Genomic DNA, 12,485 nt, shown 5'->3' on the forward strand with positions numbered 1-12,485 from the left:
TCGCTGCTAACGGTTATGCTGCTTGCCAGCCAAGTATTTGCAAGTGCCGATGGCGCTGACGTGACGATTACCGGGAAAGTAACTGCTGCCGATGACGGCAATCCACTTCCTGGGGTAAACGTGTATGTTAAAGGAACTCAAATTGGAACCATTACCGACAGTGAAGGTACGTATTCCCTTACTGTAGGAGACGAGAATGGAACGCTTGTTTTTTCTTACATCGGCTATGCTACGCAGGAAATTTTGATCGGCGGACGCGCCACTATTGATGTTGTACTTGAACTGAGCGCCGAATCTCTTGACGAAGTAGTAGTCACTGCGTTGGGTATTAAGCGCGAAGAAAAATCTTTGGGTTATTCTGTCGGAAAAGTTGACGGTGGCGACCTGACAAGAATCGCGCAGGAAAACGTGTTGAATGGTCTGGCGGGTAAAATGCCGGGCGTAACAATAAACTCAACCGGGGGAACAGGATCATCCGTGAGCATGGTTATTCGCGGTGCTACTTCTCTGGTAAATGACAATCAGCCTTTATTTGTCGTAGACGGTGTGCCCATCGCCAATACACTAAACAACATCACAGAGATTGGTCGTGATAACAAGGTTGACTATGGAAATGCCATTTCAAACTTAAATCCTGAGGATATTGAAAGTATCTCGGTGTTGAAAGGACCAAGTGCAGCGGCGTTGTATGGTTCTCGTGCAGGTAACGGTGTTGTGCTTATTACAACAAAGGGAGCAAAGTCAGATAAATTGTCTGTTTCAGTTACTTCTAATACCGTGTTTGACATTCCGTTCAAATACCTGGACATGCATTCAAAATTTGCAACGGGAATTTTACCTTTTACACCAGACAACAATCCTTATCCTGGTGGAGTTTTACAGATCGATGAAGGTTCAGCAGGTGGCGTGGGCCCAGAGCTTGGCAAGGGTTACAATGCCATTCAATGGAACAGTCCATTGGATGCAAACGGTGATCCAATACCCACACCGTTAGTATCGCATCCTAATAATGTGAAGAATTTTGTTCAGACAGGTATAACCACAACCAATGGCATTTCGATCGCAAAAGGAAATGATCAACTTTCTTACCGCTTGTCATATTCTAACATGAATAGCAGAGGGATTATCCCCAATTCTGATCTGTTTAAAAATTCATTGAATTTAAATACATCGATTAAAGCGAGTGAAAAGTTGAGAATCAGCTCTAACCTAGATTTTAGTCGCAACAATTCAAATAATCGTCCTTCTGGTAATCGTGGCACAAATCCTTTGCAATGGGCATACGCTGTGTCACCACATATCGACATTCGTGATCTAAAAAATTACTGGGTACCAGGTCAGGAAGGCTTACAACAACTTTCTCAAGCGCCTGGCGATTACAATAACCCGTACTTCCTCGCTTATGAAGTCAACAATAGTTTCGTTAGAGACAGGTTGTTTGGAAATATCAAAGCGGAATATCAAATAACACCTGCCTTTAGTTTTATGGCGCGCTATGCGTTGGATACTTATAATGAGCAACGCGAAACGAAAATTGGTGCCAGTTATACAGGTGAGCCTAGAGGCGCCTATGGTATCCTTAATTTAAAGAGATATGAACGGAATGCGGACTTTCTTGCAACCTATAAGAAGGATTTATCAAGCTTCAGTCTTACAACTTCGGTCGGTGGAAACGTACGATTCAGCAAAACCAGTGATGTAAGCTCACAAAGTAAAAACGGAACAGGACTTATTATTCCGGGCTTGTTTACCATTCAAAATATTGCGCCAGCCAATTTGCAATATACCAGCTATGGTACAGAAAAAGCCGTACACAGTATTTATGGATTGATAAACCTGGGTTATAAGGATATGGTGTATTTGGATCTTACCGCTCGCAACGACTGGTCTAGTACATTGCCTGAAGAAAATCGTTCTTACTTTTATCCATCAGCTTCGTTAAGTGTTTTGATAAATGAGATGATCGACATTTCTCCCAGTCTTGATTTATTAAAATTACGCGGTGGTATTGCTGTAGCAGGTAATGACACAAATCCCTATAACCTGGTAAATATCCTCGATAACATGGAGGCTTGGGGTACACTTACTCGCCTCTCTAAGTCAGGAACGATACTGTTACCAAATCTGAAACCTGAACAGGCCACCTCAGTGGATTTGGGAATGGATGTAACGCTTTTCAGAAACCGGCTGAGATTCTCCGGAACATATTATACGATAGAAAATGAAAATCAGATTGTACGCAATGAACTTGCACCTTCGTCTGGATTTACATTCCTTAATTTTAACGCGGGGCTATTGGTCAGCAAAGGTATTGAGTTAGCGATCGGTGGTACACCCTTTGATCGAAATGGCTTACGGTGGGATATCAATATGAACTATTCAAAAAATAGAACAAGAATTGAAGAGCTTACCGAGGGTATGGATCGGTTCCAGTTATGGTCTGATGCAAAAGGTGGTGCTTGGACCTATGTAGGAGACGAAATTGGCGATTTATATGATGCGAAATTGATTACAGTGGAGGATAAGAATTCACCATATTATGGATATCCAATCCTTAATGATGATGGTTCATGGCAGAGCATCAGCGCTGGTAATACCAAAAATAAAATCGGAAATTTTAACCCTGATTTTATTATGGGATTGCAAACTTCACTTACGTATAAGGCATTCACATTGAATTTAGCTTTCGAGTGGCGCAGCGGTGGTGATTTTATTTCACAAACTTATCGTTATGGCGAATCTGACTTAAAGACTCAACGATTCCTCGATAACTTGATCAACCCTGGTGACATGTCAGCCGATGAACTCAGAAATTATCTGATCGATAACAACTTGGTAGTTGTAGGCGACAAATTCAACATTGTAGGCGGACCCACAGCTGAATATGGTGGATTTCCTTTTGAGTACGGCGGAAATACTTATCCTTATGGTGTGTTTAATCCCGGCGTAATTGCTGAATATGATGATGACGGCAACGTTATTGGCTATACAGAAAATTTAGGTGGACCAGGTACCAAGATCATTCCTTATGGTGACAACTACCCATGGGATTTTACAAAGGCGGCTATGTTTGATGCTTCTTTTATCAAACTTCGTGAGGTATCACTTTCTTATGCGCTTCCAAGCAGCTTTGTCAAAAGAATTGGATTGCAAAATGCCAGCCTTTCTGTGTATAGCAGAAACATTATGCTTTGGACCAAAGCTAAGATTGGTGTTGATCCGGAAACCGCTTTCCAACAAGAGGGATCTATACAAAACGGTGGCTCACAATTCAAACAAGGTATCGAGCGGTATAATGTTAACCCTTGGGTTATACCTGTTGGATTCAAACTTGGTCTAACTTTCTAAGCACCTGAAAAAATTAAGATTATGATAATCAAAAATAAAAAAATTGTCGCATTCGCTGTCCTGCTATGTTCACTATTGCTGGCATGCGAAGACCTCACAGAAACAAATGTAAATCCAAACGGCGTACAGCCTCAGGTTGTAAATCCTAACTTGGTTCTTCCAAGCGTTTTGACAGAGACTGGTAAAGTTTATGTTAATCTGGGATACCAGGATATCGCCGGCGTTATGCAGCATACGCAAAAGGATGCGTGGTCTAACGGACACAATGATTACGATTGGGGAGGAAGCCAGGATTGGGGACCGTACTATAGCATTCTGAGAAATAATGCGCTAGTATATGACAGAGCGGTTGATTTAAAGCTCGAATTTCATCAGGGTGTTGCGCTGGTAATGAAGTCCTACGTTTTCGGTCTCATCACAGATCTCTGGGGAGATGCTCCTTATACTAACGCATTAAAGGGAGAACTTCTTGGTGAAGAAAATATTAAACCATCATTCGATAGCCAAGAGGTTATATATAATGGAATATTAGCGGATCTTGAAACTGCGAATACACTTTTGTCAAAGGACGAAGCTGAGTACACGGGTATCGTTAAAAACACCGATGTATACTTCCAAGGCGATCCTGCAAAATGGAGGAAGTTTGCCAATTCTCTAATGATGCGTTACTTCATGAGAATCTCTGTTAAAAAACCTGATGTGGCAAAAGCTGGCATTGAAAAGATTGTTAATAACCCTAGTCAGTATCCCATTATAACATCTCAAGGTGATGATGTGACAATGTCTTTTCCTGGCAGCAGCAACGACAACGCCTGGCCTGCAAACACGGTGCTCGACGCAAGCGGAAGCAATTACCGAAGGATAAAAATGGCGGCTACGTTAGTCGAGTCTCTTCAGGCAAAATCAGATCCACGCCTGGCAGTTTGGGCTAATAAAGTTCAGATTCCTTTAGTGGTTGACGCTACTCTTCCTCCTGATACAGATGAGATTATTGATGGTGTTAGGTATTTATCTCCAGACAAGGTTGGGGATACGCCAGTAGATACTGATCCAGAATACGTCGGTATACCCACAAGTTTTTCTGCGCTACCTTCCGCTTATAATCTGAATCCTACGCCAGGGCAAACATCTCAAAACCCGCATGTATCTTTTTTGAACGATATTTATAAAGCTGCCACAGGACCATTGTTAAAAGCCAGGCTACTTTCGGCAGCTGAGGTGAATTTCATTCTTGCAGAAGCGGCATTAAAGGGATGGAGTGTAGGTGAGAATGCAGAAACTTATTATAAACAAGGCGTTAAAGCGTCCTTAACTACATGGGGAGTTGGTAGTACCTATGATACTTATATCGCGGGTCCTGGCGTTGCTTACAACGGTACCCTAGAGCAAATCATGGAGCAAAAGTGGATAGCCAGTTGGACCTCTGCAGCTGAAGCGTGGTTTGATTATAGAAGAACAGGATTTCCAGCATTGCAGGCCGGACCAGCTGCGAAACGCAGTGTATTACCCGTAAGGTTTTACTACATGCAGCGAGAAATAACGTTGAATGGAGATAATGCGGAACAAGCATTGAATAATTTAGAAGTCACTGGCTATACTCAGGCTGACGGTAAAAACAGTGCATGGTCAAAACCATGGCTGATTCAAGGAACCGGTAAGCCCTGGGAGTAAGTTGGTATAGGATTGGGTTTAAATAGCGGGGGTGGTTCCCCGCTATTTTTTTAATGTTACTTCAGTAAATATCTTTATCAAACATGCATCGTAAATTTTTTAAAGTAATTGGTTTCACGGTTCTGCTTATTGCTCTTTTTGTTTACACAGGATTCTTGTATGAGAATCACATTATGGATTCTCATTCGCATCATCACGATCATAGCGACCATTATCATGAGCATTCTCACAGCGAAAAAACCTTACTCCCACAAAAATTATTATTTCCTTCACCTGATCCGGACAGGGTAATACTAAATCTTACCGAAAACCCTGAAACCTCAATTGCAGTAAACTGGCGAACGGATACGACTGTCTTATCAGGAACCATCGAATGGTCTGTTGCTACTGCGGGCCCTGAATTTTTAAACAGTGTACAGAAAGTCAACGCCGTGCGTGAAAGGTTAAAAGTAGTCCGGCCCGAGGAACCAACTGTAATATCAAACTATTTCTCTGGAAAAATTGAAGGCCTCAATCCGGGAGAAAAATATGTGTATCGAGTAGGCTCTGCCATTGCATGGAGTGAATGGTATCAAATTCAAATGCCGGATGCTTCAAAACAGAAATTGTCTTTCATCTATTTTGGCGATGCGCAGAATGATTTAAAGTCGATGTGGTCACGGGTGATTCGCGAAGCTTATAAAACTTTGCCCAAAGTAGATTTCATGTTGCATGCAGGCGATCTGATTAATCGTCACGATAGAGATGTTGAATGGGGCGAATGGTTCTACGCAGGAAACTTTATTCACGCAACGGTGCCTAGCGTGATGACACCTGGTAACCATGAGTATGGAAAAGGGGTAATACTTTCACCACAATGGAGACCTCAGTTTAACCTGCCCTTGAACGGCCCAAAAGGGCTGGAAGAAACTTGCTATGTCGTGGATTATTCAAACCTGAAAGTTATTTCTCTCGACGCCGAACAGATCGATGAGTCGCCAATGTACCTGGAAAAACAAAAACAATGGTTAGACTCTGTGCTATCCAATAACCCTAAGAAATGGACGGCCATTACTTTTCATTATCCTGTTTTTTCTACAAAACCAAACCGCGATAACGAAAACTTGAGAAATCACTTCAAACCCTTATTTGATAAACATAAAGTGGATATTGTGTTGCAGGGCCACGATCATGCTTACGGTAGGGGAATTGTCAGCAATGTACCTACCGGGAAAAATTTGAAAGATGATTCATCCGGTACCATGTACGTAGTATCCGTTAGCGGCCCGAAAATGTATGATGTATCGAATGATCCCTGGATGCAACGGAAGGCCCGGAGCACACAATTGTTTCAGATTATCTCCATTGAAGGAGATAAAATGTCGTATGAAGCTTTTACAGCCCATGGTGAATTGTATGATGCATTTGATTTGCTTAAATCGTCCAGAAAGGTGAATAAACTAGTGAATAGAATTCCCCCAACCAAAGAGCGATTATAAAACTCCCTCAATTGCCCCGAGCTGAAGCTCGGGGCAATTGAATATGAAATGATAAGGGCTTTATAGCTCATGTTCCTCCGGAAATTATTGCACAGACACATGTTGGATACCAAGGCGCTGACACCATCCTAAAAAAGTCTGATGTACACCATCCAGCGTTTTCTTTTGTTCAGCCGTCAAGGGCTGCGCTGACGAACGACTAACAGGCTGAATCGGAATTCCACGCTTTTCTAAAAAATATTTTGAACTCATAGGATAAGCTCTTGAAATCAGGTCCTCGGTTTTTTCGAGTTCAGCCTGAAGCCATTGGACATCTTTTTGTCTAAGTGGGTCGTTTACATGATTGCACATCCAAACTAAAATCTCGGGATAAAAATTTCCAGAAATGGCGGACATGCCTTTCGCACCGTTCTGCAGTGAAAATACGGTGTTCGCTGTATGCGCGTCATAAAATTCCATTGGATTATTTTTAATCAGCGCAAGTTTGGCTTTGACCTTATCGCGATCTATGGATGTGTCTTTATGGTATACCATTCGTTTCGTTTCCAGCAACGCTTTGAAAACTTCGGGACTCACAATTCGTTTGTAAGGCGAAGGGCATTCATACAGTCCCATCGGAATATTGCCGGTGAGCTCCAGCATAGTTTCGATATTGCTTAACAGTGTGGCGTCACTTTCGTCCTTTGTTGCATAGTGACTTGAAATCAATATCACGGCTTTTATTCCTGTGTCGTAAATCCTCTTGGAAAATTCTACCCGTTCATTCATCGTTGCGCCGAAAGACCCCGTTGCAACAACGGGTACAACACCATTGACACGTTTCACAACATGCCTCGTCAATGCAAGTCGCTCTTCCTCGTTCAGGTGATACATTTCGCTGCTGAGGCAGTTAGCAAAAAATCCCTTAACACCGGCAGCAAGGTAGAAATCAATGAGCCTTGTAAGCGTATCATAATCGATTTTTCCATTCTGCAAAAATGGCGTAATCATCACAGGTACAAACTTTTTATCTTCAGCCTTTGCCAGAGGTGCTGTAGGCGAAATTGCTGGGCTTATTTCAACTGTCGGGCTACCGTAGTTTCGTATTGAAACCGAAGCAACGATACCTGTAGTCGTAATTTGTTTGATAAAAGTTTTTCGTGAAAACTTACTTTTAGTTTCCATTGGTTTCTGTTTTAAAATTGACTGCGCCATAGGTATCCTGCGTTACACTTTAACCTTCACTATTTTTTAAACCGTTTCATGATCTCATTCCAATTGGTAAATACGATTCCTTCAGCTTTTAAAAATTTAATAACTTCGGGGTCAGAAAACATTTTAGCTTCCCAAACACGTTGTTGCCACGATCCTGTAATGGTTTTTAGATTCTCCGTTTCTACAGACGGATGGAAAATGATTTCTGTGAGGCCTGGTTTAAGCGACTGAATGAGTATTTTGAAGTTTTTTAATTTTTCCTCGTAACTTGAGCCATTGGGTACACTGGTGAAATAATCCAGTTTTGGCAGTTTGTAGTTCGCAAATAGTTTAACGACTTCATCTGTAATTGGGTATCCCATCTTCCGAAATTCTTCAAGCACAGCTGCATCAGAGACATCAATAACATTTGCCGGGATATTGTATTCTTCCGCAACCTTGAAGAATGCCTTTATGTAATCCGGGTGGCCATACAACGTACCCATATGCGTATCAATATGGTCTGGCCGATATCCTAGTGCAATCGACTTTTCAATTTGAGCGCGAATTTCTTTTTCAACTTCTGCTGCTGATGCATGGGTGACCACTCCCGGTACGTCTCGCCACAATTTTTTATCAGGATCGAGTAAGGTCGGAACCTCTGCCATCGGAGAGACAGGGCCCCATCGGTGCGTTTTCCATTCACTCGTAAGGGTCAAATGCAAACCAATATCTTTCTTTGGATTTTTTTTAGCCCAATTGATCATGTCAGGTGCATATGCGCACGGCATCATAATTGCTGCCGATTGGATCTTGTCCTGTTTTAAATAATTGATCGCAGCAATATTGGCTTCTTCACACATGCCAATGTCATCGGCATGAAGCATGATCACTTTTTTTCCCTTGGGGAAATTTAGCTTTTCGGCCCACGTGATATGTGGTTCTTGATTTTTAGTTCGTTTACTATCCACAGTCAAAGCGCCACTTTGCAGTATAAGAACTAAAACAACGATAATGTTTATTCCAATGCTTTTCATCATGAGTTCCTTAAAGGTTTTATTTGCCACTAACTTAAAGGTAGAGCGGTGGACGCTGCTATCAAATAGCAAAAAACAACATTGCGCAATTTGACCTACGATTTGCGTGAAGTGTGAAAAAATGAGGTGGTAATAATGATACTTTTATAGCAGGTGATTTGCGTTCGTATTTGCAGTATTGTGAATTGATAGCATGCACACTTCATAACATGAGTACGCGTAATTTCTTACTGTTGCACAAATACCTTCTGGCTAGTCTGTGGGTGTTGTCTATTGCCACTTATGCATGCGCACAGGACTTTAAAGTTGGAGCTGCCGTTCGCGTCATTACGCCAGATCCGCTGTTACCTGTTTCCGGCGGAGTAGGCCAACCGAAAAAATCAACACAAAAGAAAGGTGATCTCTTTGTTCGTGCCATGGTCCTTGAACGTGGAAAAACGCGTGTGGCTATCGTGAGTGTTGATAATCTTGGGTGGTCATCGGCCTTGGGTGATCGTTCAAGAAGCTTGATCAAAGGAATCCCTCCTGAGAACATCCTTATCGGCGCCACACATACACATAGCGCACCCGATGCCTATGGTTTCCCCGATGAGGCTGGTAAATCGCAGGCTGACATGGGATATCTTGATTGGTGTGTAGGCCAAATAGCAGATGCTGTTCAGGAGGCGGAAAAAAATCTCACCCCTGCATCTCTCAAAATTGCTGTAGGTGAAGCGAACGGTAAAATTTCTTATAACTATTATGCTGATAAACTGTATGATCCCCGTTGTGGTGTGATGCAGGCCATTGCCGAGTCTGGTAAGGACAAAGGAAAAGTGATTGCTACACTTGTGAATTATGCCATTCATCCGGAAGTTATCGGTTCCAGTCAAGGCATACTGAGTCCTGATCTATGCGGACCGTTGTACGATCGCATCGAGGCGAAAACGGGTGGTGTTGCAATTTTTATGAATGGTGCTCAGGGAGGCATGGTCACGGCTGATACCCGACTTGAAAACGGAAAGGAAGCAAATACCTGGGAAGAATGCATTCGTATTGGAAATTTGCTGGCAGACGAGGCGCTTCGCATCATTGAAAAAGCTGAAATTCAAAAGGTGCCCAAACTGCTTTGTGAATCCCGAATAATCAATTTCCCTGTTGAATCGGAAATGATGCGTTATATTCTGAAAAATTCTCCTGTTAAAATGACTTCGGTGAAAGATGATATAATCAGTACGCGTTTAAATTATTTGGAAATAGGAACAGCCAAAGTACTTACCATTCCGGGCGAAGCATTGCCGAATATCGGGTTTTATATCAAACGGAATATGAATACTGACAACGCTTTCCTTTTCGGGCTTACCAATGATGCATTTGGATATATACTCACGAAGGTTGACTTTAATAGCTTCAAACGATATGATTATGTTAGTCGTACCAGCCTTGGAGAAATGACGGGAGAGATCTACATCAGTGAAGTATTACAATGGCTAAAAGACAGGCATCAAAGTAAAGCAGAAAAAAAATAAAGATATTCTAAGCATAAATAATTTCACTCATTTAAATTAACCAGAATGACCAGACGATTCATTTGCATGATAACGGTGCTGTTGCAATTTATTTTTTTATCTCATATTCATGCGCAGTCGGCCTTGACTCCGGAGACAGCCTTACATGGATACCTTAACAATGGCGATAAAGCGTATCACTGGGAGCTAAAAGAGACGTATACGGTTGGGGATGCTAAAGCTTATAGCTTATTACTTACTTCTCAACAATGGCACGAATACATCTGGACCCATCAGTTAACCATTCTTGTTCCTGCTGAAAATGAATATGACGGCGCCCTGTTGTTCATCACGGGTGGAAGTAACAAAAAAGGTTTACCCAATTGGAACAGTAAGGATGATAAATTTCTTCAGGCGCTTGGTAGTGTTGCAACAAAGAACAAAAGCATTGTTGCTTTGCTTCGTCAAACACCGAATCAACCGCTTCATGGCGACCTTACTGAAGACGCGTTGATTTCATATACACTGCATAAATTCAAAGAAGACGGCGACTACTCCTGGCCATTACTTTTTCCAATGGTGAAGAGCGCGGTGCGTGCCATGGATGCGGTTCAAGAATTTGCAAAAAACACCTTACAGCATGAGGTAAAGCGTTTTGTGGTTTCCGGAGCTTCCAAACGTGGATGGACCACCTGGCTTACTGGCGCGAGCGATAGCCGGGTGGTTGCCATCGCTCCAATGGTAATTGATATTTTGAATATGCCGGTGAATCTCGATTATCAAGTTAAAATGTGGAAAGATTACAGCGTTCAAATTGAGGATTATGTAAAACTTGGAATACCACAAACAGCGACTTCTGAAAAAGGTCAGGCGATTACGACGATGGTGGATCCCTATTCCTACAGAAAAAAATTAACCATGCCCAAGATGCTTATCATGGGAACCAACGATGAATATTGGACTGTCGATGCTATCAAACATTATATTGATAGTATTCCGGGTCAGAACTTTGTTCATTATGTACCCAACGTCGGTCATGACTTGGGTGATAAAAAGCAAGCGTTGGCAGCATTGAGCGCCTTCTTTGGGGCGACTGTAGCCAATAAACCTTATCCTGTTTGTCAACCAGATTTGACATACGGAAAGAAAGGTATTACGCTGAAAGTAAAAGCGACGCCGGATGTTTTGGTGGATGCGATTCTTTGGTCTACAAGTTCGACTGATACTGATTTTCGCGATGAGAAGTGGGAAGGAAAAAGTCTTGGGCTAAAGAAGAAGTCTGCTGTGATCACTTCTGTACAACCTTATCCCGCCAGTGGATATCGTGCATTTTATCTCGATCTGAAATATAAAGATTCGAATGGGGGAGAGTATACAAAAAGTACGCGGATGTATGTGGCGGATAATGATGAGGTCTTTGTAAAGTAAGGTAACTATTAAATGAAGCGGTTCTTTTATTTCCAATTTTTTCTTCTTTGCAGCGCGGTCGCTTTCGGGCAACAAAATGCAGATGCGATCAGAAGAACCTTTTTGGATGCTAATACAGGAACTGTATTGGTGGCCTCGCACCGAGCTACGCATAACGTGTATCCCGAAAATTCCTTAAAGGCAATTCAGGAATCCATAAGAATTGGTGTTGATATTATAGAAATTGATGTGAAGGTATCAAAAGATGGCGTTCCGTTTTTGATGCATGATCGTACGCTGGATCGTACGACAACAGGGAAAGGTGATCCGGAAGAATTTACGTGGGACGAGTTACAGCAATTGTTTATCATTGATAAAGGCAAAAGGACATCTCTCAAAATTCCTTCCCTAAAAGATGCGTTAGAACTTGCCTATGGTAAAATTCTCGTTGATCTCGATTTGAAAACGGACAAAGTAGAAGAAGTAATCGGGGTGGTTAATAAAACAGATACAAAAGATATTGTATTCTTTTTTGATAGCGACTATAAAGTGTTATCCCGTATACACGCAGCCGATAAAGATTTTATGATTATGCCGCGAGCTCATTCCATAGAACAAGCCGATTCAGCGATCAGTTTATTTGATCCTCCCGTCGTTCATATTGACTTTTCGTTTTATAACCCGGAATGTGTTCAGTCGATTCAAAGCAGTTATGCACGTATTTGGATCAACGCATTGGGTGACGCTGACAAGGACATAAAAAGTGGTAAAGAAAAACGTGCGCTTAAAAAATTATTACAGCACGGCGCCAATGTAATTCAGACGGACGAACCTCAGTTGTTGCTGCAAGCACTTCGTGAAAGAGGTTTACATCCTTAACGTAA

General features: G+C 42.0%; 8 protein-coding genes. 6 read left to right on the top strand and 2 right to left on the bottom strand.

Translation table 11 applies throughout. The annotated features are described in order from the left end of the window. Positions 1 to 15: 15 nt before the first annotated feature. The 3 genes from P2W71_RS12050 to P2W71_RS12060 all read left to right on the top strand — a co-directional run bounded on the left by P2W71_RS12050 (position 16) and on the right by P2W71_RS12060 (position 6,497). Positions 16 to 3,348 carry a SusC/RagA family TonB-linked outer membrane protein gene (locus tag P2W71_RS12050; protein ID WP_276371733.1) on the top strand — a complete coding sequence of 1,111 codons (3,333 nt, stop codon included), beginning with the start codon at positions 16 to 18 and terminating at the stop codon, positions 3,346 to 3,348. A 21-nt stretch (positions 3,349 to 3,369) separates the two neighbouring features. Then, the gene (locus tag P2W71_RS12055; RefSeq protein WP_276371257.1) at positions 3,370 to 5,019 is read left to right on the top strand and encodes a SusD/RagB family nutrient-binding outer membrane lipoprotein; all 1,650 of its coding nucleotides are present in this window, start codon (positions 3,370 to 3,372) and stop codon (positions 5,017 to 5,019) included. Positions 5,020 to 5,102: 83 nt separating this feature from the next. Beyond that, positions 5,103 to 6,497 (top strand): metallophosphoesterase family protein, encoded by a 1,395-nt coding sequence (locus P2W71_RS12060; protein ID WP_276371260.1) that lies wholly within the window; start codon positions 5,103 to 5,105, stop codon positions 6,495 to 6,497. Positions 6,498 to 6,581: 84 nt separating this feature from the next. Here the strand turns inward: P2W71_RS12060 and P2W71_RS12065 are convergent, their stop codons facing one another. Together P2W71_RS12065 and P2W71_RS12070 are read right to left on the bottom strand one after the other, a co-directional pair. Beyond that, positions 6,582 to 7,661, bottom strand: coding sequence for a dihydrodipicolinate synthase family protein (locus tag P2W71_RS12065; protein WP_276371262.1), 1,080 nt, complete (start codon positions 7,659 to 7,661; stop codon positions 6,582 to 6,584). A gap of 59 nt (positions 7,662 to 7,720) precedes the next feature. Next, positions 7,721 to 8,710, bottom strand: a complete 990-nt coding sequence (locus tag P2W71_RS12070; RefSeq protein WP_276371265.1) for a polysaccharide deacetylase family protein — start codon at positions 8,708 to 8,710, stop codon at positions 7,721 to 7,723. Between the two features lie 206 nt (positions 8,711 to 8,916). Between P2W71_RS12070 and P2W71_RS12075 the strand changes: the two genes are divergently transcribed. Genes P2W71_RS12075 through P2W71_RS12085 form a run of 3 tightly spaced genes read left to right on the top strand, consistent with a single transcriptional unit; the run spans position 8,917 to position 12,480 of the window. Then, complete coding sequence (locus P2W71_RS12075) at positions 8,917 to 10,215, top strand: hypothetical protein (protein ID WP_276371267.1); 1,299 nt, start codon at positions 8,917 to 8,919, stop codon at positions 10,213 to 10,215. Between the two features lie 45 nt (positions 10,216 to 10,260). Next, positions 10,261 to 11,622, top strand: coding sequence for a PhoPQ-activated protein PqaA family protein (locus P2W71_RS12080; RefSeq protein ID WP_276371269.1), 1,362 nt, complete (start codon positions 10,261 to 10,263; stop codon positions 11,620 to 11,622). A 12-nt stretch (positions 11,623 to 11,634) separates the two neighbouring features. Further along, positions 11,635 to 12,480 (top strand): glycerophosphodiester phosphodiesterase family protein, encoded by an 846-nt coding sequence (locus P2W71_RS12085; RefSeq protein WP_276371271.1) that lies wholly within the window; start codon positions 11,635 to 11,637, stop codon positions 12,478 to 12,480. Positions 12,481 to 12,485: the final 5 nt, after the last annotated feature.

Source organism: Chryseolinea sp. H1M3-3 (assembly GCF_029360725.1).
Classification (GTDB): domain Bacteria; phylum Bacteroidota; class Bacteroidia; order Cytophagales; family Cyclobacteriaceae; genus Chryseolinea.

Bases quoted from the DNA above. Each gene is read 5' to 3' on its own strand.
- P2W71_RS12080 (WP_276371269.1), top strand. From the start codon at position 10,261: ATGACCAGACGATTCATTTGCATGATAACGGTGCTGTTGCAATTTATT.
- P2W71_RS12085 (WP_276371271.1), top strand. From the start codon at position 11,635: ATGAAGCGGTTCTTTTATTTCCAATTTTTTCTTCTTTGCAGCGCGGTC.
- P2W71_RS12070 (WP_276371265.1), bottom strand. From the start codon at position 8,710: ATGATGAAAAGCATTGGAATAAACATTATCGTTGTTTTAGTTCTTATA.
- P2W71_RS12065 (WP_276371262.1), bottom strand. From the start codon at position 7,661: ATGGAAACTAAAAGTAAGTTTTCACGAAAAACTTTTATCAAACAAATT.
- P2W71_RS12055 (WP_276371257.1), top strand. From the start codon at position 3,370: ATGATAATCAAAAATAAAAAAATTGTCGCATTCGCTGTCCTGCTATGT.
- P2W71_RS12050 (WP_276371733.1), top strand. From the start codon at position 16: ATGCTGCTTGCCAGCCAAGTATTTGCAAGTGCCGATGGCGCTGACGTG.
- P2W71_RS12075 (WP_276371267.1), top strand. From the start codon at position 8,917: ATGAGTACGCGTAATTTCTTACTGTTGCACAAATACCTTCTGGCTAGT.
- P2W71_RS12060 (WP_276371260.1), top strand. From the start codon at position 5,103: ATGCATCGTAAATTTTTTAAAGTAATTGGTTTCACGGTTCTGCTTATT.